Raw genomic sequence first — 22,846 nt, 5'->3', positions numbered from 1 at the left:
AGATTTATTCTAAGTTATCGATTATTTGGAATGCTTTTATAACTTCAGGAAGTTCTTTTTCTTCAGGCATTCTAAATCTTATAAAGTTTTTATCAAGTCCAGTAAAATCGCTACCAGATATAACTCTTATTTTTAATTTTGCAAATTCTTGTTGTAAATCTATATCTTTGTTTTTATGTTCAACTGTCATTATAGATACAGTATCACTAGTCTCAGCTATGTTAAGGTTTTTCCATGGAATCAATAGTTGATTTTTTATAGCTTTTGTTTTTTCTTTTAATTCTTCTATAAATTGAACATCGTCTAATAAATTAGCTGCAATACTACGAGAGATTTCAGATATTTCGTAAGGAGTAGATATCTTTTTAATAGGATTAACAAGTTGTTCAGGAAGGACTGCATATCCTGCTCTTAGTCCTGCTAAACCAAAACCTTTTGAGAATGTTTTTAAAACAATTACATTGTCATAATCATTTAAAAGTTTTACAGCTGAATTTTCTTTTGGCATATATTCACCATAAGCCTCATCTACCATAACAGCTATATCATATTTTTCTGCCTCTTTTACTATATTTTCAATTGATGATAGAGGTATAACTTGTCCAGTAGGATTATTTGGGTTATCTATGTAAATTACTTTATATTCTGAATTTATTTTTTCAATAAATTCTTTTTCATTAAACTTGAAGTTATTTTCTTTCTTTAAAAGAACATAGTCATAAGTAGCACCATGCATTTTTATATCTGTTTCATATTCTGAAAATTGAGGTGAACATCCTAAAACTTTATCTCCTTTTTCAATAAATAATCTATTTAAAAGATAAATAACATGTATAGAACCATCCGCTAGACAAATTCTATCAGTAGTTAGTGTTGTAAAGTCTTTCCAATAATCAACTATATTGTCTTTTAGACTAATTGAATGCGGGTATCCTCTTATCATATCAAATTCTAAAGCATTAAAAGCTTCTACAGCTTTATTTGAGAAAGATACTGTGTTTATACCTTCGCCACAATCTATCTCGAATACATTTTCGCAATGACCAGATTCTATGGCATAACTTTTTTTCAACTGCATTTCAATAGCTTTGTTAATTTTTAATTTCATAGTTTATCACTCCTTATTTAGTCAATAATAAATGTTAAAAAAGTTGCTAGATTTAAAATATTGTGAAAATACATGATAGTAAAAAACGAATATAAATATTATAATAGCTCACTTTATTTAATATGATTATATATCATATATTGTAAAATTTCTAGCATTATAAGACTATAAATTGAAAATATTCAGAAAAATACTACAAGAAACGATTTATTTTGCTTTGATATGGAGGTATAGGAATGTTATTAATTTTATAAATTGGAATAGTTTAAGTGTAAAGTTATGATATAATTTAATAAGGGTAATTCTTTAAATTAGATTAAGGAAATATAAGTATACAATAAAATGTTATGGAGTTGGATGATGGGATATAAATTGATTGTAACAGATATGGATGGAACTTTATTGGGAAATAACCATAAAGTTACTGATGAAAATAAAACTGCACTACAAAAAGTTATTAAAAGTGGTATTAATGTAACTTTAGCAACAGGGAGAGCTTTCGATTCAGCTAAATGCAATGTAGATTTTCTTAAAGAAGATATGCCAATAATAGCTTGTAATGGTTCATTGATAAGGGAACAAAATGGAAATATAATATATTCAAATAAAATTGATACAAAAACATGTCTAGATATTTTAGATGTGCTAGACAAATACAATATTTACTATCAATGTAATAGTATAGATTCTATGCTTTCAAAAAAAATAGAAGGACGTGAAGATAGAATAAGTGTGTTTTTGGGTTCTGAAACAGAAGTCATTGTAAGAGATGATTTAAGAGAAGAGATTTCTAAAAATGACATATTAAAGTTTGTAATAATAGAAGAAAAAAATCCAGCTATTTTAGACGAAATAAGAAAAGAATTAAAAAAAGTTCAAGGCATAAAAATAACTTCTTCTTGGCCAAATAATATTGAAGTTATGAATATTGGTGTTGATAAAGGCAATGCGGTTAAAATTTTAGCTGAAAAAATGAACATAGATAGAGAAGATATAATTGCATTTGGAGATAATTACAATGATATAGAAATGATAAAATTTGCTGGTCTTGGTGTAGCTATGGGAAATGCAGAAGAATTGATTAAACAAGAGGCCGATTATGTGACAGACAGCAACCAAGAGAGTGGAGTTGCAAAAGCAATTTATAAGTTTTTTGAGTTAGAAGAGTCACTTAGTTCTTAAAAAAGGCATTTAAAGGAAAAAATAGGTTGACTATTTTATAGATAGTAATTATAATACAAATAGGTAAAATATAAAAATTTAGATTCAGTGAAGAAGAGAGTAGATATAAAGCAAGTCTCAGCGAGTTAGGGATGGTGTAAGCCTAATGATAATACTTTATATTGAAGAGAGCTTTGGAGAATATTACTTGAAATTCAGTATGGTAATAGGTAATCTCGCCTTAAGAGAATAGAGTGGGTAAACATTGTTTATCAACTAGAGTGGTAACACGGAATATTTCGTCTCTTGGTCTTTTTGACCAAGAGATTTTTTATTTTTAGCTAAAGTAAAAATATTACAATTAAAATATAAAAAATTAAAATATGAGGTGAAAAATATGAAATTATGGGGTGGACGCTTTAGAAAAGCTGAAAATCAACTTATGGAAGAATTTAATAAATCTTTTGGGTATGACTGTGTGCTGTACAAAAAAGATATTGAAGGAAGTATAGCACATGTCTATATGCAAGTAAAATGTGGGCTTTTAACAGATGAAGAGGGAAAAGCTATAACAGAAGGTCTAAATGGAATACTTGAAGATATTGAAAATGGAAAATTGGCATTAGATGGAGATTATGAAGATATACATAGTTTTACTGAGATAAACTTAATTCAAAGAATAGGTGATGTTGGGAAGAAACTTCATACAGCACGTAGTAGAAATGACCAAGTTGCAGTTGATATGAGATTATATGCGAAAGAAAAGGCAAGCGATTTAGTGGAGTTAATATCTGGATTTAAAGAAACTATAAAAGATGTTGCTGATAAAAATTCAGTAATGATGCCAGGATATACTCATCTTCAAAGAGCACAAGTGGTAACTTTTAAACATCACTTGATGGCATATTATAGTATGTTTGATAGAGATGAAAAAAGAATAAAAAATGCTATAGAGATATTGGACGAGTCACCTTTAGGTTGTGGAGCTTTGGCAGGAACTACACATGATATAGATAGAAATATAACTTGTGAGCAATTAGGGTTTAAAAAAGTTGTAGATAATTTTATGGATGGTGTAAGTGATAGGGACTATTTATTAGAACTAATGAGTGATTTTTCAATCATAATGATGCATTTAAGTAGACTTAGTGAAGAATTGATACTTTGGAGTTCACAAGAATTTGGGTTTGTTGAAATAGATGATTTATATACTACTGGAAGTAGTATAATGCCTCAAAAGAAAAATCCTGATGGTGCAGAACTTATAAGAGGTAAGACTGGTAGAGTATATGGAAATTTATTTGGTCTTTTTACAGTTATGAAAGGTATACCACTAGCTTATAATAAAGATATGCAAGAAGATAAGGAAGGATTCTTTGATAGTGTACACACTCTTGAAATGTGTATACAAATAATGGAAAGAATGATAGCTACATTAAAGGTAAATGAAGATAAAATGAAACAAGCAGTTAAAAATGGTTTTTTAAATGCCACAGAAGTTGCTGACTATCTAGTTAAAAATAATGTTGCCTTTAGAGATGCACATGGAATAGTTGGAAGTATTGTGATATATTGTGAAGACAATAAAAAAGCAATAGAAGATTTAACACTAGAAGAATTACATAAGTTTTCAGCTGTATTTAAGGAAGATATTTATGACTTTATCGATTATGAAAGTATATTAAACAAAGGAATAAAAAAGAATTTAAAATAATAGTAATAGATTAAGTTTTTAAAAGCTGTGAATTTGATGAGTGATATCATCAAATTTCACAGCTTTTTATTATATAAAACATTATTTATAATGCAATATCAATAACTTTTTAGTGTCAATAAATTTAAATTTATTAACACTGAAAAGTTACTAAAAATAAAAACTTCTATTATTAAAATGATAATTAATATCAATAAGTGTTGACAAATTTATTTCTAGATATTATTATATATAATATAAATAATAATGAAAATCAATATCAAATAAGGCGGGAGGCAGTCTAATGAACTTATTAGTGATTGGTGGCCATGAAAGAATGGAAAAAGATTATATGGTTATGGCCAAGAAAAAAGGTTATAAAACAAAAGTATACACTACTATGTCATCTAAATTAAATAACTCTATAGGAAAACCTGATGCCGTTGTTATACTTACATCAACAGTTTCACATAAGATGTCTAGAACAGTTGAGTCTCAGGCTAAAAAACAAGATATATTAATCGTAAGACATAAAAATAGTAGTAAAGTAGCATTTAATGAATGTCTAGATATGGTTGATGAATGTCTAGGAAACTGTTCAAAATGTAAACTTAATGATAAGCAAAAACAGAAAAATACATAAATATATAATTTAATAAGTTTGAGAATACATACTCAATATAAATTGAGTGTGTAAAATAAAGTGTGTATTCTTCCCAAAAGTTGTGATAATTAAAATATCACAATATAGAAGGAAGGAGCACATTTTTAATTTTTAACAAAACTAAAATGTTAAAGAGATTATGGAAGAATATGATAAAAATATTATTTTAATTATTTTTAAGTTAAGTACATTTTTAGTAAAATAAGAAAATATAAATAAAAACACATTTACTTAATTTTTGTAGAATTAATTGTCAATTTTTTATTTAAATGGTAGAATATTCATGGATGGTATCTTGTTATAAGAACTATACTTTAAATGTTTTTAATTATTTTGTCTTATATAACTCATATCTTCATGAATGAGATTGGAAATTAAGATGTTGTATCACAAGTTGGAGGTGATACTATTAAAATAGGATTTATTGGTTCTGGAAAAGTTGGTACATCTTTAGCAAATTATTTTTTGTCAAAAGATTATTGTGTAACAGGCTTTTATGGAAGAAATCAATTATCTTTATTAGAATCAACAGATTTAACAAAAACAAAGATTTATAGTAACTTGAAAGACATTATTTATGAAAATGATATATTATTTATTACAACATCAGATGATTCTATTGAAATCATAGACAAAAAACTTTCCAAATTTAATTTAAAACATAAATACATTTGCCACACAAGTGGTTCTTTAAAATCTAGTATATTGTTCTGTTCAAAAAAAGCAGGTGCATTAATTTATTCTGTCCATCCTATATTTGCATTTTCCAATAAAAATACTGATATTAAAAAAATGAAAGACATTTGTTTTTCCATAGAAGGTGATAATGAAAAAGATGATTTATTTATTCAAAATTTTATAAATAGCTTAGGAAATCAGTTTTTTATAAGAGATAAAAATACTTCATCCACTTATCATGTAGCTAATGTTTTAGTTTCAAATTTAGTGTTATCTTTACTAGATGTAGGAGTAAGTTACTTTATTAAATTGGGTTTATCTGAAGAAGAAGCTTTAAAAGCTATAAATCCTTTGGTCAAAATAAATATAGAAAACATACTTGATAATGGATTTACTAAATCCCTTACTGGACCTGTTGTTCGTGGGGATATAACACCAATAAAAAAACATTTATCAGCATTAGATAAAAAAGATGAAGATATTTACAAAATACTCTCCTTAAATCTACTAAAAATAATTGCCTTGGAAAATGAAGATTCATTAAAATGTACAAAAAATATTTCTATAGAAAATGCAGTCGAAAATTTAATAAGTAAATCTGAAAAATACAAAGAGATTTACAAAATTTTAGGAGGAAAAAACAATGAAAAATACTATACTGACTTTTAAAAATGCTAAAAGTGAAGGAAGGAAGCTGTCTATGCTTACAGCTTATGATTACTCAATGGCAAAAATAATGGATGAATGTAACATAAATGGTATTTTAATAGGAGATTCATTAGGAATGGTAGTAAAAGGTGAAGAAAACACTCTATCTGTTACTATAGATGAAATTATATATCACACAAAAGCTGTAAAAAATGGTGCAAAAAATGCCTTAATCGTAAGTGATATGCCATTTCTATCTTACCATGTTTCTATAGAAGATGCTGTTAAAAATGCTGGCAGACTTGTAAAAGAAGGTGGGGCACATGCTGTGAAATTAGAGGGTGGCTCAAACGTTATAGAACAAATAAAAAACATTGTAAATGCTCAAATACCTGTAATGGGCCATTTAGGACTAACACCTCAATCTGTAAATTCATTTGGTGGATTTAAGGTTCAAGGAAATACTAGTGAAACAGCAAAACAACTCATTGAAGATGCTAAATTAATAGAAAAAGCAGGAGCATTTTCTATTGTCCTTGAAGGAGTTCCTGCTAAAATAGCTGAGATGGTGACTAATTCTATTTCAATTCCTACAATAGGGATAGGAGCAGGAATTAATTGTGATGGTCAAATTTTAGTTTATCAAGATATGTTGGGGATGTTTGGAGATTTTGTACCTAAATTTGTAAAGCAATACGCAAATATAGGAGATATAATGAAAGATTCAATTAAAAATTACATACTAGAAGTTGAAACTGGTGCATTTCCACAAGAAAAACATAGCTTTTCAATAAATGAATCTGAATTAGAAAAATTATACTAAGATTAAGGATGGTACAAAATGCTTATAAAAGAAATAAAATCACTAAGGAATATAGTTAAAGATTGGAAAAAAGCTGGCTATTCTATAGGCCTTGTTCCTACTATGGGATTTTTACATGAAGGACATCAAAGCCTTATCAAAAAAGCTGTAAAAGAAAATGATAAGGTAGTAGTAAGTGTATTTGTAAATCCAACTCAGTTTGGACCAAACGAAGATTTTAACAGCTATCCGAGAGATATAGAAAAAGATTTTAAATACTGTATAGATAGTGGTGCATCAGTAGTCTTTAATCCATCATCAGAAGAAATGTATTTGAAAGGCCATTGTACTACCATAAATGTGTCTGGACTTACAGATTTTCTTTGTGGTTCTAAAAGACCTGTTCATTTTGGTGGTGTCTGTCTAGTTGTTTCAAAACTTCTGAATATAGTAACTCCTGATAAAGCTTATTTTGGAGAGAAAGATGCTCAACAACTAGCAGTAATTAAAAGGATGGTTAAAGATTTGAATATAGACACAAAAATAATAGGTTGCCCTATAGTTCGTGAAAATGATGGTTTAGCAAAAAGCTCAAGAAATACATATCTTTCAAAAGAAGAAAGAAAAACTGCTTTAGTTTTAAATGAAAGTTTAAGCTTAGCAAAAAAAGAACTGGCAAAAGGAAATCTAGATGTAAAAAAAATAAAAGAATTAATAACATCTAAAATAAATTCTGAAGATTCAACAAAAATAGATTATGTTGAAATTGTAGATAGTGAGACATTACAACCTGTTGAACATATAGAAAATTCTGTACTTGTAGCAAGTGCTGTTTTCATAGGAAAAACTAGATTAATTGATAACTTTACATTTCAATTTGATATATAGGCTGTTATTTTATACAGTATAGATGATTTAAAAAATGATATTTTATAAAAAGGAAAATTTAAAAATCAGATTCGTTTAAGATTATGATTAGTTGTAATTATATGGGGATGTCTCAAAATAAAAATTTGGGTATCTCCTTTTTTGTATAAAAAAAGAAAAGAGGTTCTTAAGAACCCCTAATCTATTTCTAATTAAATTTTTTTATTTTAGAATTTATATTTTCAATTTAAAAACTTTAAAAATCAAATAAATATATCGTCTATTTTTATAATAAGAAATACACTTAAGTTTTATCATTAATAATTGTTATTTTCTCATATTTCTTTTTCCTCTAGACTTTTTTTTATTATTCTTTTTAATATTTGAAGCTATTATAAATATAACTAAGAGTACTAAAATAGCTATAATAATTTTAATAAAAATCATCAAAGTTTTATTTTCAGTTATAAATGGAAGACTACTATCAAGATTGTTTTTTGCAACTAAATCTATACTCTTTTCTAGTTTACCACTATTATATATATTTAAAGTACCAACCTTAGTACCTTTTTTTACAGGCAAATCAATTTTATCTAGTTCAGTTTTAGTATTGTAGTCACCTTGAGATTCATTTTGTCCTAAAGTTATCTTATAACTATGTTTTGGTTCATAAATTAATTCATGCTGTTTTGTAAATAATACTTTTTTAGTATCAGTATATTTTTCTTTATCAACAATAGTAGCACATTTAAAATTATCAAATCCATAATCAATTAAGATGCGTGAATCTAAATATAAATCGTAATTAGTTGAATTAAATACAGCAGCAATGACTCTTCTTCCATCTTTTACTGCACTAGATAAAAGACATTTACCAGCAGCATCAGTATATCCTGTTTTTATGCCATCAACTATGTCGTATTTTATATCTATAGATTGACCTTTATATGTAATCTTATCATGTGATGTTAAAAATTTATTAGTATTTACAAAATATCTTTCATAAGGGTATGCTTTTGTAGCATCAAACTTAAGTGACTTAGTTTTTACAATTTGTCTAAAAACATCATTATTCATAGCTTCTCTAGCCATAAGAGCCATATCATGAGCTGTAGTGTAATGATTTGGGTCTGGTAATCCATGAGGATTGTTAAAATGAGTGCCAGTAGCTCCAATATTTTTTGCCTCAGAATTCATAAGGTCAACAAATTTTTGTACATCTCCTCCACCAACATATCTAGCTAATACAAATGCAGCATCATTAGAAGAATGAATTAAAAGAGCGTTTAATAATTGTCTTACAGTGAAAGCTTCTCCTTCTTTCAGGTACATACTAGAACCCTCTATCTGAGGTAGGTTTTTAATTTCTATTACTTGATTTAAATCCTTAACCTTTTTCAAAACTAAACAAGCTGTCCATGCCTTAGTTGTTGAAGCTGGATAAAGCTTAGAATCTCCAGATTTATTATATAATATTTTTCCAGTTTCATAGTCCATTAAAACGGCATGTTTGGCAACTATAGCTGGTTCATCATCTGCAAAAGATATATCAGAACTTCCTAAAAATGAAGCAAATATCAAGAAACAGATTAATAAAAGTGATAAATTTCTTTTCATTGTGAGCCTCCAAAATTTAAATTCATCTTTTAGTATAGCATATTTTTGTCAATAATTAAAATAAAGGAGTGATTAATATATGAAAAAAAAGGTAAAAATTATTTTGTTTTCCATCATATGTTTTTTAACATTATCAGCAATAATCATTAATCGGCTAGATATCTTTAAAGAAGATATTTATGTTGTAAGTAAAAATAATTCACATAATGAAAAAACAGATAAGGTAGACAAAATAGTTAAAAATGAAGGTAATCAGCATAATAAAGATGAGGGGAAAATAGATAAAAATATTCAAATTAATAAAATAACTATATACATAAGTGGAGCAGTAAATAGACCAGGGATTGTAACTATAGAATCAGATAAGAGACTTTATGATGCTGTAGAATTATTAGGTGGAACAACAAAAGAAGCTGATTTAAATGGAATTAATTTATCACTAAAGTTAGAAGATGAACAACATTACATAATACCTAAAATAGGAGAAACAATATCTGTTACAAGTAGTAGTGATTCTAATAAATTAAGTCTAAAAAAAGAACCTAAAAATGAATCTGAAAGTAAAAATAGTAAAAATCTATCTGATAAATCAAAAATAAATATAAATACAGCGACATTAGAAGAACTGGATGCTTTACCTGGAATTGGAGAGGCTACAGCTAATAAAATTTTACAACATAGAGAAGAAAATGGACAGTTTGCTTCAATTGAAGATATAAAAAATGTGAATGGTATAGGAGATAAAAAATACGAAAATCTAAAAGATTTAATTTGTACAGACTAAAAATATAATACAAAACTCACTTATAGATATGGTATTATAAATATGTATGTATATGTATGTATATGTGTGTATATGTGGAAATTTAGTAAAGGAGGTACTTTTATGAAGAAGGAACAAAAAAAACTTACAGAGATGACAACAGCAGGTGGATGAGCAGCTAAAATAGGGCCAGAGGTTCTGGCATCAGTTTTATCTCAACTGCCTAAAAATGATAATATAGAAAATTTATTAGTAGGATTAGATACAGCAGATGATGCTGCTGTGTATAAATTAAATGATGATATGGCACTTATTCAAACACTGGATTTCTTTACACCAATGGTAGATGACCCGTTTGTGTTTGGTCAAATTGCTGCATCAAATTCACTATCAGATGTATATGCTATGGGAGGAAAGCCTTTAGTTGCAATGAATATTGTTTGTTTTCCATCATGTCATGATATGGATGTACTTGCAGAAATATTAAAAGGTGGATTTGATAAGGTAAAAGAAAGTGGTGCCCTATTAGTTGGAGGTCATACTGTAGATGACCAAGAACCTAAATATGGTCTTTCAGTTTCTGGAATTGTAAATCCAAATAAAGTTTTATCAAATGCCACTGCAAAGCCTGGTGACAAGTTAGTTATAACAAAGCCAATCGGTGTGGGTGTATTAAATACAGCCATGAAAGAAGGTATGGTAGAACAACATATATGTGATAAAGTAGTAGAAATAATGATACATTTAAATAAATATGCAGCAATGAGTTTTGATAGAATTGATGTAAATTCAGTTACAGATATCACTGGATTTGGTTTACTTGGGCATGCCTTAGAAATGGCTAAAGCTTCTGAGGTAAGTCTTGAAATTGATTCAAAGCATGTTCCAATTATCGAGGGTGCTATAGAAATGGCAGAAATGGGAATCATACCTGCTGGAATGTATAAAAACATGCATTATGTATCAAAGGATGTAGAAGTTGTAGGAGATGTAAAAGTAGCAGTTCAAGATATTCTATATGACCCACAAACTTCTGGAGGGTTATTGATTTCTGTAAAAGAAGAACTAGCAGAAGAACTTGTAAGAGATATGAAGTTAAATGGAGCAATAGAAGCAAAAATCATAGGTTCTGTAGTGAAAAAAGGGGAAAAATATATTACAGTTTTATAAAATATTATATATAGAGAAAGAGTGATTATTTTGAGCAAAAGAGAATTATTTGCAATGTTACCTTCAGTTGATGAAGTATTAAGTGATAATAGAATAGTAGAAATAATAGAGGAATATCCTAGAAGTTTAGTTTTAGAATCTGTAAGAGAAGTGATAGATTTTAAGAGACAATTTATATTAAGATTAAAAGAAGATGCATCTAATTCTGTAACAATAGAATTTGATGAAATAATAGAATCTTCAATAGAGAGAGTTAAATTAAATTACTCATTATCATTAAAAAAAGTTATAAATGCAACTGGTACAGTTATTCATACAAACTTGGGGAGGTCTTTACTTAGTGAAGATATAAAAGATGAATTGTGGTGTGCTGCTTCAAGATATTCAAACTTAGAATATGATTTGGATAATGGAGAAAGAGGCTCAAGATATTCTCATTTAACTAATACAATAAAAAGACTTACTGGTGCAGAAGATGTACTAGTTGTTAATAATAATGCAGCAGCAGTGCTTCTTGTACTTAGTACAATGGCCAAAGGAGGAGAAGCAATTGTATCACGTGGAGAGCTAGTGGAAGTAGGAGGTTCTTTCCGAATTCCAAGTATAATGGCTCTTAGTGGTGCAGAATTAGTGGAAATAGGTTCAACTAATAAGACACACTTAAAAGATTATAAAGAAGCTATTACAGAAGAAACTAATGTATTGATGAAAGTTCATACAAGTAACTATAGAATTATGGGATTTACAGAGAGTGTATCTATAGAAGAGCTAGTTAATTTGGGTAAAAAATATAAGTTACCTGTAATAGAAGACTTAGGAAGTGGAGTATTTATAGATTTATCAAAATATGGATTATCTTATGAACCAACTGTATTAGATTCTATAAGACAAGGTGCGGATGTAGTTACTTTTAGTGGAGATAAAATGCTTGGTGGACCACAAGCAGGTATTATAGTTGGGAAAAAAGAATATATAGAAAAAATGAAGAAAAATCAACTTACTAGAGCTCTTAGGGTCGATAAGCTTACAATATGTGCCCTTGAAGCAACTTTAAGAATGTACTTAGATGAAACAAAAGCTGTGGAAAACATACCTACTTTAAAAATGTTGACATATAACATTGAAGAATTAGAAGCAAAGGCAAACAAATTATTTAAAAAAATAACTACCTTGAATTTAAATGCTAAAATAAACATAGAAGATGGATTTTCTCAGGTAGGAGGAGGGTCTATGCCTCTTGAAACGATAGCCACAAAGGTAATAACAATAACTCCTGAGCATATGAATGTTTCGTCTTTAGAAAAAAAATTAAGACTCAGTGAAGCTCATATAATAGCTAGAGTATATGATAATAAATATGTTTTAGATGTAAGAACTATATTTGATGATGAATTTGATGTAGTAGTTGAGGAATTAAGAAAAGCCTTTAATTAACTAAATTTAAGATAGTAATACTGTTAATTTTAATTGAAAATTAGAAGCATTGAAGCTTTGATAGGGGGCAAAAAATGAAAAACGTAGTAATTGGAACAGCAGGTCATATAGACCATGGAAAAACAACTCTTATAAAAGCATTGACTGGAAGAGAAACTGATACATTAGACGAAGAAAAAAAGAGAGGTATATCAATAAATCTAGGGTTTACTTATTTTGATTTACCAAATAATAGAAGAGCTGGTATCGTAGATGTACCAGGACATGAAAAATTTATAAAAAACATGCTAGCTGGAGCATCAGGACTTGATATAGTTTTACTTGTTGTAGCAGCAGATGAGGGCGTTATGCCACAGACAGTTGAACACTTAGATATTTTAAGTTTTTTAAATATAAAAAATGGAATAGTAGTTTTGACTAAATCTGATACTGTAGACGAAGAATTTAGAGAACTAGTAAAAGAAGATATTTGTGAAAAAATAAAAGGTACTTTTCTTGAAAGTGCAGAAATAATTGAAGTTGATTCTGTATCTAAAAAAGGAATAAATACTCTTATTGAAAAAATAGATAAGATGAGTGAGGCAATAGAAGATAAAAACGAAAATTCTCCAGCAAGACTTAATATAGATAGAGTATTTTCTATAAAGGGATTTGGTACTGTAATAACAGGTACCTTAATAGAAGGAAAGATAAGTATAGAGGATGATTTGGTTATATATCCACAAGTATTAAAAACAAAGATAAGAAGTATACAAGTTCATGGGGAAAATAAAGATACAGCTTATGCAGGACAAAGGACAGCAATCAACATATCAAATGTAAAGGTAGATGATATAAAAAGAGGAGATGTCTTGGCGGCTCCAAATTCATTAGAAGAATCAATGATGTTAGATGTAAAATTATCATTAGTAAATCATTTAGAAAAAGGGATAAGACATTGGGATAGATTGAGATTGTATCATGGTACTAGAGAAATACTTTGTAGAGCAGTTCCACTAGATAAAGATTTAATTGAAAATGGAGAGAATGGATATGTTCAGCTAAGACTTGAAGAAAGTATAGTATCTAAGAAGGGTGATACTTTTGTTGTCAGACGCTATTCTCCAATGGAAACTATAGGTGGAGGTGTGATAATTGACCCATCTCCTAAAAAGCATAAGAGATTTGATGAAAAAGCTATAGAGGCATTAAAAATAAAAGAAAAAGGTGAACTTAAAGATATAATAGAAGAATACTTAAAGAGAAACCTAAAAAATTATCCAAATATAAAAGCAATAATGAGCTATAGTGGTGCTCATGAAGAACATGTAAAAAGAGCTATTGAGATACTTATATCAGAAAATAAAGTATTGCCTATTGGAAACATGTACATGCATATAAATCAATATAATAAACTGAAGGAAAGCACGATAAATCTTTTAAGTGAGTACCATAAGAAGTATAGATTGAGAAAAGGTATGTTAAAAGAAGAAGTAAGGTCCAAGGTAGAAAGTAATTTTAAGACTAGAGAAATGGATATTTTACTAGAAAAATTATCTACAGAAAATATTATAAAAATAGAAAATAATATAATATCATTATTTGATTTTGAAGTTATCTTAAATGACAAACAAAGAGAAATAGCAAAAAAAATAGAAAAAAGGCTAAAATCATGTGGAGTTTCTTCAATATTGACAATAGATGAAGTTTCTGAAGGAAATCATAACTATGCTGAAGTATTAGAGTCAATGATAGGTAACAAAGTAGAGAAATTGGATGATTTGTATATAATGGATAAAGATATTTATGAAGATGCAAAGAATACTTTAATAAATTATATAAAAGAAAATAAGGAAATAACACTAGGAGAATACAGAGATTTGATAGATTCTAGTAGAAAAAATTGTATGATTATATTAGAAAACTTTGATAGAAATAAAATAACTAAGAGAATAGAAAACAAAAGAATTTTGTTTTAGCGGAAAATGTCTGTTTTTGCTTTGAGGTATAAAGAAGGAATTATAATGTCGAGTATCGTATAAATTAATTAGTATAAAATATTAATTAAGAGGAAGTGTAAAGTATTGAAGAATATAATACCTGCTGTGAAACCAGATATAAAAGAAAGAGAAGACATGAGCCTTTTATTTATAATAATGGGCTCAGTGCTTTTGTTATTTATTATAAAAGATACAAATAAATATGAAATTTTACTGCATGCTGTATATGCTACATTCTTAATAGCTACAGGGATGATTATATTTAATACTACAAAATTTAAGGTAGATTCATTTTCTACATTTTTGGGGTTAGTATTTGCAGCAACTGGAGTATTGGAGTGTATATATTTATTTAATTGTTTAGGTGCTAGAGAAGAAGTTATAATTGGAACTAACATTACAATATCAGCAATAACAGATTTATTTCCTATACTAGGTGTGTATTTAAGTTTTAAATTTGTTAAAGATAATAAACAAATTCATTCGAGCATAATTTTATTTGTAGTAGCTGTAGTTTTGACAACATCATCTTTATTCATAATATCTGGAATTTGTAACTCTTTAGACAGAGGGACATTACACTATACCTTAGGGGTTGTTACATCTATATTTATGATAATTGCCTCTATTATGAGTGGAATTGAACTAAACTCAAGTTCAAACGTAAATAAATGGGAATATAGTGAAAAAAAGTTTTTTAATAGAATAATAATAATAACAATCTTATCAAGAGTTCCAAATTTACTACATATAGTAATTGGTAATAGGCATATAGAAGGTATGTTATCACAAATAATAATAAATGTATCATTATACTATTTATATAATTATATAGTATCTAAGAATATTAAGAAAACAGCATTGGAATTACATGATACAAATGAAGAATTAACAATAAAAACGGAAAGTTTGAAAGAAAAAAACAAAAAATTAATATATGAAACAGAAAAAATAGAAGAACTTAAAGAAATACTTATAAAAAGAGAATTACGATTACAGTCTACTTTAGATGTTGCTGTAAATAGTATAGTTGTGTTTAGTAAGGATGGAGAAATTACATATGCAAATAAAAGTTTTAGAAATATTTTTGGAGATTATAAAGAACAAGGTAAATTAAGTAATAAAGTTAAAAATTTTAATGACTTAATAGAAAGCATTAATTATGTATTTATCAATAAAAAAAATATAGAAAAATTTATTGATACAAGTGATAATAAGGTTTACCAAGCTATATTTGCTCCTTTAATCATAGCTACACAAATAGAAGGAGTCTTATGTGTATTAAAGGATAAAACTAAGAAAAAGGAATATGAACGAAAATTTATTGAAGCAAATAAGAGAAGTGAAGACTTTTTAGAAAGTGTTGGAGATGGTATAGTAGTACTTGAAGGTAGTAATAAAATATATGTAAATAATGCATGTAGACAAATATTTAAAGAGACGTTAGAAAATATCGATTTTTCATCAATATGTAAAAGTGAAGAAAGTATAGAAAAAAGGTATGTAATAGAGGGTGAAGTAAAATATGTAGAGATGAGTTTTTCTCATTATAATAATGAAGGAACTTATAAAACTATTATTGTAATACGTGATACAACTTCTCGAAAGATATCACAAATAAAACTTGAAGAAAGTCAATCATCTTATTCAAGATTTATAGATATACTACCTGATGGTATATGCTTGTTAAGAGAAGACTTAAGTGTAAATTATGCAAATAAGTCATTTTTAGATATGCTATCTTTTACAAGTATAGATGATGTAAAAGATTCTAATATTAAGATATTAATGAATGCAAATACTGAAGAAAAAATAAAATTTACTGAAAATATGACTAAAGTTTTAAATGAAAATAAAAGTATACTTCTACTAGAATATGAATTAATAAATAATTATGATGATATAGTAGAAGTAGAATTAAGTGCATTACCTTTTGCGATATATAACACTAGATATATAATGCTTATTATAAAAGATTTAGCACATAAAAAATACTCTGAACAAGCTGAAAAAGAGTTGCTTGAAAGATTTAAAACAGATAAAATAAAAACTGAGTTTTTCGCAAATATGTCTCATGAGTTAAAAACACCATTAAATGTTATATCAAGTTCAAATCAATTGGTAGATTCTTTTTATAGAAGCGAAAAAATAAAAGACTATAATAATAATATTAAATCTCATGTTGATTTAGTTAGACAAAGTTCCTATAGACTTCAAAGATTGATAAATAATATTATAGATTTGACAAAGATGGAGTCTGGGTTTTATACACTTAAACTTGCAAAATACAATATTGTATCTGTAATAGAAGATTTGTTTATGAATATAGAAGAGTATGCAAGTAGAAAAGATATAAGAATTCTATTTGATACAGAGCTTGAAGAAATCAATGTTTATGTAGACAAGGCTGAAATTGAGAGAATTATGCTAAATCTATTATCAAACTGTATTAAATTTACTGATAATGGAGGATGGATATACGTAAACATTTATTATAAAATAGATAAAGTAATCATAAGTGTTAAAGATACTGGCGTTGGTATACCTCAAGATAAATTGGAGTTGATTTTTGAAGAGTTTTCACAAGTTGACAAGACTTTATCTAGAAACACTGAAGGAAGTGGAATAGGACTTGCTATAGTTAAGAACCTAGTAAGTCTTCATGGTGGAGATATAGAAGTAATAAGTGAAGTTAATAAGGGTACAGAATTCTTAATTTCACTGCCAATGAAAAGTTTTAGTAATGAGTACTATACAGAAGATAAGAGAATATATAATCTTCAAGAAAAAATAAAAATAGAATTTTCTGATATATATTATTAAAAATTTATTATAATTGTAAAAATAAAATATCCTATATTTAGTATAGTATACTATAAAAGAAAAGCTAGACTATCATAAAAATGATTTTTTATGTTAGTCTAGCTTTTGTTAAAGTTAAATGTATTTTGTATCTATATGTGGGAGCATATAATTTCTAAATTACCTTCAAATCCAAAATCTCCAAAGCTATTTGGTAATATAAAATGCATACCTTTTTTTAAATCATATTCTATAGAATTGTGTATCAATTTACCAGCTCCATCCAGTACACTGTACAAAGAAAAAGGTGTGTTGTGAGTAAAATTACATTTTCCAAAAATGTCTAATTTATAAACACTAAAAAATTCATTTGATACAAATGTTGTACATTTAAAGCTTGGTGTTGATACAGTTTTATAATCAGTATCAAAATTTGTATGAGGAACATTTGTAACTTCTATTGATTTTTGAACATGAAGTTCACGTTTATTTCCTAAGTTATCGGTTCTATCATAATCATAAACTCTATAAGTGGTATCTGAATTTTGTTGAGTTTCTAAAATTAATGTTCCTTTACATATAGCATGTATAGTTCCGCTTGGAACATAGAAAAAGTCACCTTTTTTTATATTAACTTTTCTAAGCAGTTTGTCCCACTCATTATTATTTATCATTTCTATAAATTCTTCACGAGATTTTGCATTGTGACCTATTATAATTTCTGCATCCTCAGAACAGTCTATTACATACCAACACTCTGTTTTACCTAATTCTCCATTTTCATTTTTTTGAGCATATTCATCATTTGGATGAACTTGAACCGATAAATTGTCATTGGCATCTAGTATTTTTGTAAGTAAAGGGAATTTATCTCCAGGTGTATTACCAAACAATTCTCTATTTTTCTCCCATAATTCAGATAGCTTTTTATCTTTATATTCTCCATTCTCTATCAGACAATCTCCATTTTTATGAGAACTTATAGCCCAACATTCACCTGTTGTTGGTGATTTTATCTCATAGTTAAATTTATCTCTAAGTGCAGTGCCACCCCATATTCTATCCATAAAAATAGGTTTTAAAAATAATGGTTCCATAATATTGTTCCTCCTATGATATTAAATTTATCCTACAAATAATTATATATAAATAGATTATAAAATCAATAGTAAAAAAGTTTTGTCCCTTGAAATGACATAAAGTATAAGGAGTTATGAAACAAGATAAACTATGATATATAATATAAAGGTTTAAATTGGAGTGATAATCATGGAGAGATTTAAAGAAGAAAATCAAAAATATAAAAAAGAATTCTTGAAATTGTTGGAGGAATGGGTAAGTATACCTTCCTTTTATGATAAAAATACTGTATCTAAAGATATGCCTTTTGGAAAAGGTGTATATGATGCATTAAACTGGTTTGAAAATTTAGGTAGAGAAAACAATTTCACTGTTAAAAATATAGATAATCATGCTGTTTATATTGAATATGGAGATGGTAAAGATTATATAGATATATTTGGACATTGTGATGTTGTAAATCCAGGAGAAGGATGGGATAGTGAGCCATTTAAGCTAGATATTATAGGTGATAAATTAGTTGCTAGAGGTGTTTCAGATAATAAGGGTCCTATGATAGCAAATTTTTTGGCATTAAAAATGATAAAAAGTCTAAATATAGATTTAAAGAGAAAAGTTAGATTAATTGCTGGAGGAAATGAAGAAAGTGGATTTAAGTGCATAAAGCACTATTATAGCAAAGAACCACATGGTGTATATGGATTTACCCCAGATGCTAAATTTCCTGTACTAAATGGAGAAAAGGGTGGAGCAATAATAAAGCTAATGCTGGATATAGATGATAAATATCTAGATTTAAGTGGTGGAATAGAGTTTAATACAATTCCAGATAAAGTGTATATAAAAAATATTAAAACTTTAAGTAATGACTATATAAATTCTGATTTTAATAATGTTTCAATAAGTTTTAATGATGGTAAGTATATTGTGAATGGGAAAGGTGGACACTCATCTAAACCTGAAAAAGCAATAAACCCCATATTAGATACAATTAAAGTTTTAGCAGAAAATCTTGATGAGGATTGGGCAAAAGACTTGTATAAGCTAATAAATAAAGATAATATAGATGGAAAACTGTTTGGCTTAAATGTTGAAGGGAAATGTGGAATTCTATCAATGGTTCCGACAATAATAAATATAAAAGATGGAAAGCTTGAAGTAATTTTAAGTGTTAGATATCCTGAAGTATTGACAGTTGAAGAGATAATAGAAAAATTTGATTTGTATATAAAAAGAAATAATATTAATAAATTTGAGTTTATTGGGGAAAATTTAAAGCAAGCAAATTATATAGATGAGAATTCAAAACTTGTAGAGAGTTTACATGAGATATATGTAAAGTATTCTGGAGACTCAAAAAGTGTTGTTAGAGTAACCAGTGCAGGAAGCTATGCAGCTGAAATGAAGAACTCAGTAATATTTGGGTGTGAATTTCCTGATGGTAGTTTTGGAAATGTTCATAGTGCAAATGAATTTGCTAGCTTAGATAGATTTATAACTGCAATAGGTATCTATGCGGAGGCAATAGTTACATTATGTAATAATATATAAATACAAAATGTCCCTTATATAGACATATTATATATACAACTAAAATTTTATTTGATATATAATTGAAATCAAAGAGAAGGTGATACAATGATAACTAAGAAACATGCAGTAATAGTAAAAAGTTTAAGCAATAAAGATGGATATATGACATCAAATGAACTAGCTATTAAATTAGATGTATCTACTAAAACTATTAAAAGATATATAGCAGATTTAAATGGTATTTTGAGTAAGTATGATTTAGAAATCGATTCTTCAAGAGGCATAGGATATAAGTTAAGTGGCTCTAAAACTAACATAGCAAAGGCTGTTAAAGAAGCAAATAAATATATAAATGGTTTCTTGGATGATTCTGAAGAAGCAAGGATATCAAATATAATATGTATGCTGATTAACAGAAATTATATGAGTATAGAAGTAATGGCAGAAGAATTAAATCTAAGTATAGCAGCCATAAATAAATTGTCTAGTAAGCTTAAAAGAAAACTTGAAAAGTATGACTTAGTTATAAAATCTAAACCTTATTATGGAAGCTATATATATGGTGAAGAAATTAATATAAGACAGTTGATTACTGATTATGCAATAAAGTTGGATGAGAAGAGTAAAATCAAAGTATTTTTGGATGATATCAGTGAAAACGATATAAATTCCATAGAAAGTATTTTAGAAAAGCATTTAAGAGAAAAAGAAACAATAATTTCAGATAAAGATTTTAATCTTTTACTTTCAAAAATAATAGTTTCTGTGTTTAGAAGTAAGAGAGGTCATAGTAAAAATATAAATTTAATAGATACAGGATATAGATTTCATAATTACAGTTTTATAGAAAAGCTTATGAAAGAAATATCTGATAAGGTTGGATTTAAACTTATTGAAGATGAAGTAATTTATATTTCAAATTATTCTGGTGTAATAGCATATAGAGGTGCACAGGGAATAAAAAATGCAAGTGAAATTGAAGAAAGAATAAGTTGTGTTATAAGTAGTGCTCTTCAAGATATACTACTTATCTCAGGAAGTGATTATACAAAAGATGAAGAGTTTATGATAGCGATATCTGACCATATAAAGAGGTTTTTAAATAGAGCAAAAGCTAATATAAAATCTAATAATCCACTACTTCATCAAATAAAAGAGAAATTTCCAATAGCTTTTAACTTAGCTGTGTTTTTATCAAATAAGATAGAAACTGAATTTAATTTAAAATTAGATGAGGATGAACTTGGATATATAGCTATTCATTTTGCTGCTTCAAATGAAAGAATGAAAAAAAATACAAGTAAGAAAATTTGTATAGTTTGTCACTATGGTATAGGTACAGGTCAGCTTCTTTCTGAAAAATTAAAGCAAAATATAAGTGATTTAAATGTTGTAGGTGTTTATCCATTTAGATATCTTGATATGGCAATAAGTCAAGATGTTGATTTGGTAGTATCGACGGTTGAATTAAAAGGATATGAAAAGCCAGTACTATATATAGAAAATATTTTTGATGATAGCGTAATTGAAAACGTAAACAAAGCCTTTTATGAAAAGGAAGAAAGAAGAAAAATAATAAGTAATATGTTTGATGAAAGAGCTTTTTTCAGTATAAAAGCAAATACAAAAGAAGAAGTTATACTTTCGCTTTCAAACAAGTTAAAAGAAAGAGACTTTATAGAAGAAAGTTCAATAAAAAGCATAATAGAAAGAGAAAATATTTCATCAACTGAAATAGGAAATCTAGTAGCTATACCTCACACAATAGTGAAGGGAGATAAAAAATCTATAATCGGAGTTGGAATACTTGAAAATCCAATAATTTGGGATAAACAAGAAGTTCAACTAGTATTTATGGTATTTTTTAATACTAAAGAAAAACATAATTTTTCAATATTTAAATACCTTTACAATTTTATAAAAGATGAGGGTGGTGTAAGAGGAATTATTAAAATATGTGACTTTGATAAATTAATGGCACTAATAGGTAATTAAGGAGGAAATTAACAATGGGAACAAACATATTTAACAAAGAATATGTATTTTTAAATACTGAGGCTAAGTCTAAGGTTGAGGTTTTAAAATTTATAGCAAAGAAAGCTAAAGAATTAAATTTAACAGAAGATGAAAATCTAGTATATGAAGGTTTAATAGCTAGAGAAGAGCAATTTACTACAAATCTAGGAGAATCTATAGCAATACCTCATACTAAAAATGATGCAATTGAAAATCCAGCAGTAGTGGTACTAAAGTTTAATGATGATGTTGTTTGGAACGAAGGTGAGGACAATGTCAAATTGGCAATAAGTTTGCTTATGCCAGGAAAAAGTAAAGAAAACATACACCTTAAATTATTATCATCTCTTTCAAGAAAATTAATAAATAAAGATTTTAAAGATTCTCTTTTAAAGAGTGATAATGTGGAAGAAATCGCTAATTTAATAAATGAAGCTTTAGGTTTATAGATAAATACTAAGGTTAAAATAAAAAAATAATTAAAGTAAATAGGAGGAATTTAAAATGAATAAAAAATTAGTAGCATTATGTGCTTGTCCAATGGGACTAGCTCACACTTTTATGGCAGCAGAAGCAATAGAGCAAGCTGCAAAGGCATTAGGTTATGAAGCAAAAGTTGAAACTCAAGGTGCAGATGGTGTGCAAAATGAATTAACAAGAGAAGACATATTAGGAGCAACTATGATAATACATGCAGTAGCAATAACACCAGAAGGTATGGAAAGATTTGATGGTTGTGAAGTTTATGAGGTTGAATTACAAGAAGCTATAAAGAATGCAGAAGGTGTTATAAAGGAAATAGAAGAGGATTTAGGAATATAATAAATTTAC

At 27.4% G+C, this 22,846-nt stretch carries 18 protein-coding genes and 1 other annotated feature; of the genes, 15 read left to right on the top strand and 3 right to left on the bottom strand.

Going from position 1 to position 22,846, the window contains the following annotated elements; translation table 11 throughout:
• Window positions 1–4 precede the first annotated feature (4 nt).
• Entirely contained in the window at window positions 5–1,108 is a 1,104-nt protein-coding gene (locus KGF41_RS01520; RefSeq protein WP_227828168.1) for a pyridoxal phosphate-dependent aminotransferase, read from the bottom strand.
• 342 nt (window positions 1,109–1,450) lie between these two features.
• On the opposite strand from KGF41_RS01520, the gene KGF41_RS01515 reads away from it, so the two are divergent.
• The 6 genes from KGF41_RS01515 (at window position 1,451) to panC (ending at window position 7,642) form a co-directional block, all read left to right on the top strand.
• Complete coding sequence (locus KGF41_RS01515) at window positions 1,451–2,290, top strand: Cof-type HAD-IIB family hydrolase (RefSeq protein WP_227842125.1); 840 nt, start codon at window positions 1,451–1,453, stop codon at window positions 2,288–2,290.
• Between the two features lie 78 nt (window positions 2,291–2,368).
• Window positions 2,369–2,579: a binding site (T-box leader), on the top strand.
• 87 nt (window positions 2,580–2,666) lie between these two features.
• Window positions 2,667–3,983, top strand: coding sequence for an argininosuccinate lyase (argH, locus tag KGF41_RS01510; protein ID WP_227828170.1), 1,317 nt, complete (start codon window positions 2,667–2,669; stop codon window positions 3,981–3,983).
• A 283-nt stretch (window positions 3,984–4,266) separates the two neighbouring features.
• Complete coding sequence (locus KGF41_RS01505; RefSeq protein ID WP_021385441.1) at window positions 4,267–4,605, top strand: DUF2325 domain-containing protein; 339 nt, start codon at window positions 4,267–4,269, stop codon at window positions 4,603–4,605.
• A gap of 429 nt (window positions 4,606–5,034) precedes the next feature.
• Window positions 5,035–5,973, top strand: coding sequence for a DUF2520 domain-containing protein (locus tag KGF41_RS01500; RefSeq protein WP_227850128.1), 939 nt, complete (start codon window positions 5,035–5,037; stop codon window positions 5,971–5,973).
• A complete protein-coding gene (gene panB, locus KGF41_RS01495) occupies window positions 5,948–6,775 on the top strand; it encodes a 3-methyl-2-oxobutanoate hydroxymethyltransferase (RefSeq protein WP_227828171.1) in 828 nt (275 codons plus the stop codon). The genes KGF41_RS01500 and panB overlap by 26 nt, the downstream gene beginning before the upstream one ends.
• 18 nt (window positions 6,776–6,793) lie before the next feature.
• On the top strand, window positions 6,794–7,642 hold the full coding sequence (panC, locus tag KGF41_RS01490; RefSeq protein ID WP_227828172.1) for a pantoate--beta-alanine ligase: 849 nt from the start codon (window positions 6,794–6,796) through the stop codon (window positions 7,640–7,642).
• A gap of 306 nt (window positions 7,643–7,948) precedes the next feature.
• Here the strand turns inward: panC and KGF41_RS01485 are convergent, their stop codons facing one another.
• Entirely contained in the window at window positions 7,949–9,238 is a 1,290-nt protein-coding gene (locus KGF41_RS01485) for a D-alanyl-D-alanine carboxypeptidase family protein (protein ID WP_227828173.1), read from the bottom strand.
• 79 nt (window positions 9,239–9,317) lie between these two features.
• Between KGF41_RS01485 and KGF41_RS01480 the strand changes: the two genes are divergently transcribed.
• From KGF41_RS01480 to KGF41_RS01460, 5 genes are all read left to right on the top strand, one after another.
• Window positions 9,318–10,022 (top strand): DUF655 domain-containing protein, encoded by a 705-nt coding sequence (locus KGF41_RS01480; RefSeq protein ID WP_227828174.1) that lies wholly within the window; start codon window positions 9,318–9,320, stop codon window positions 10,020–10,022.
• Between the two features lie 132 nt (window positions 10,023–10,154).
• Complete coding sequence (selD, locus tag KGF41_RS01475) at window positions 10,155–11,171, top strand: selenide, water dikinase SelD (protein WP_227828257.1); 1,017 nt, start codon at window positions 10,155–10,157, stop codon at window positions 11,169–11,171.
• Window positions 11,172–11,225: 54 nt separating this feature from the next.
• Window positions 11,226–12,605 carry an L-seryl-tRNA(Sec) selenium transferase gene (gene selA / locus KGF41_RS01470; RefSeq protein ID WP_227828258.1) on the top strand — a complete coding sequence of 460 codons (1,380 nt, stop codon included), beginning with the start codon at window positions 11,226–11,228 and terminating at the stop codon, window positions 12,603–12,605.
• Between the two features lie 74 nt (window positions 12,606–12,679).
• Entirely contained in the window at window positions 12,680–14,563 is a 1,884-nt protein-coding gene (gene selB / locus KGF41_RS01465) for a selenocysteine-specific translation elongation factor (RefSeq protein WP_227828175.1), read from the top strand.
• A 105-nt stretch (window positions 14,564–14,668) separates the two neighbouring features.
• A complete protein-coding gene (locus KGF41_RS01460; protein ID WP_227839964.1) occupies window positions 14,669–17,407 on the top strand; it encodes an ATP-binding protein in 2,739 nt (912 codons plus the stop codon).
• Between the two features lie 131 nt (window positions 17,408–17,538).
• Here the strand turns inward: KGF41_RS01460 and manA are convergent, their stop codons facing one another.
• Window positions 17,539–18,483, bottom strand: coding sequence for a mannose-6-phosphate isomerase, class I (gene manA, locus KGF41_RS01455; RefSeq protein ID WP_227828177.1), 945 nt, complete (start codon window positions 18,481–18,483; stop codon window positions 17,539–17,541).
• 172 nt (window positions 18,484–18,655) lie between these two features.
• On the opposite strand from manA, the gene KGF41_RS01450 reads away from it, so the two are divergent.
• The 4 genes from KGF41_RS01450 to KGF41_RS01435 all read left to right on the top strand — a co-directional run bounded on the left by KGF41_RS01450 (window position 18,656) and on the right by KGF41_RS01435 (window position 22,837).
• Entirely contained in the window at window positions 18,656–20,017 is a 1,362-nt protein-coding gene (locus KGF41_RS01450; protein ID WP_227856283.1) for a Sapep family Mn(2+)-dependent dipeptidase, read from the top strand.
• An 87-nt stretch (window positions 20,018–20,104) separates the two neighbouring features.
• Entirely contained in the window at window positions 20,105–21,994 is a 1,890-nt protein-coding gene (locus KGF41_RS01445; RefSeq protein ID WP_227828179.1) for a BglG family transcription antiterminator, read from the top strand.
• A 14-nt stretch (window positions 21,995–22,008) separates the two neighbouring features.
• Window positions 22,009–22,464, top strand: a complete 456-nt coding sequence (locus KGF41_RS01440; RefSeq protein WP_227828180.1) for a PTS sugar transporter subunit IIA — start codon at window positions 22,009–22,011, stop codon at window positions 22,462–22,464.
• Between the two features lie 55 nt (window positions 22,465–22,519).
• On the top strand, window positions 22,520–22,837 hold the full coding sequence (locus KGF41_RS01435) for a PTS fructose transporter subunit IIB (RefSeq protein WP_227432546.1): 318 nt from the start codon (window positions 22,520–22,522) through the stop codon (window positions 22,835–22,837).
• Window positions 22,838–22,846: the final 9 nt, after the last annotated feature.

This window comes from Clostridioides sp. ZZV14-6150 (assembly GCF_020657875.1).
Taxonomy (GTDB): domain Bacteria; phylum Bacillota; class Clostridia; order Peptostreptococcales; family Peptostreptococcaceae; genus Clostridioides.
The sequence above is the reverse complement of the archived record's forward strand: the minus strand, read 5'-3'. Positions and strand labels throughout refer to the sequence as shown.

What these genes read in the sequence shown, in the direction of transcription:
- KGF41_RS01520 (WP_227828168.1), bottom strand. Translation starts at nt 1,108, where the DNA reads ATGAAATTAAAAATTAACAAAGCTATTGAAATGCAGTTGAAAAAAAGT.
- KGF41_RS01515 (WP_227842125.1), top strand. Translation starts at nt 1,451, where the DNA reads ATGTTATGGAGTTGGATGATGGGATATAAATTGATTGTAACAGATATG.
- argH (WP_227828170.1), top strand. Translation starts at nt 2,667, where the DNA reads ATGAAATTATGGGGTGGACGCTTTAGAAAAGCTGAAAATCAACTTATG.
- KGF41_RS01505 (WP_021385441.1), top strand. Translation starts at nt 4,267, where the DNA reads ATGAACTTATTAGTGATTGGTGGCCATGAAAGAATGGAAAAAGATTAT.
- panB (WP_227828171.1), top strand. Translation starts at nt 5,948, where the DNA reads ATGAAAAATACTATACTGACTTTTAAAAATGCTAAAAGTGAAGGAAGG.
- panC (WP_227828172.1), top strand. Translation starts at nt 6,794, where the DNA reads ATGCTTATAAAAGAAATAAAATCACTAAGGAATATAGTTAAAGATTGG.
- KGF41_RS01485 (WP_227828173.1), bottom strand. Translation starts at nt 9,238, where the DNA reads ATGAAAAGAAATTTATCACTTTTATTAATCTGTTTCTTGATATTTGCT.
- KGF41_RS01480 (WP_227828174.1), top strand. Translation starts at nt 9,318, where the DNA reads ATGAAAAAAAAGGTAAAAATTATTTTGTTTTCCATCATATGTTTTTTA.
- selA (WP_227828258.1), top strand. Translation starts at nt 11,226, where the DNA reads ATGTTACCTTCAGTTGATGAAGTATTAAGTGATAATAGAATAGTAGAA.
- selB (WP_227828175.1), top strand. Translation starts at nt 12,680, where the DNA reads ATGAAAAACGTAGTAATTGGAACAGCAGGTCATATAGACCATGGAAAA.
- manA (WP_227828177.1), bottom strand. Translation starts at nt 18,483, where the DNA reads ATGGAACCATTATTTTTAAAACCTATTTTTATGGATAGAATATGGGGT.
- KGF41_RS01450 (WP_227856283.1), top strand. Translation starts at nt 18,656, where the DNA reads ATGGAGAGATTTAAAGAAGAAAATCAAAAATATAAAAAAGAATTCTTG.
- KGF41_RS01445 (WP_227828179.1), top strand. Translation starts at nt 20,105, where the DNA reads ATGATAACTAAGAAACATGCAGTAATAGTAAAAAGTTTAAGCAATAAA.
- KGF41_RS01440 (WP_227828180.1), top strand. Translation starts at nt 22,009, where the DNA reads ATGGGAACAAACATATTTAACAAAGAATATGTATTTTTAAATACTGAG.
- KGF41_RS01435 (WP_227432546.1), top strand. Translation starts at nt 22,520, where the DNA reads ATGAATAAAAAATTAGTAGCATTATGTGCTTGTCCAATGGGACTAGCT.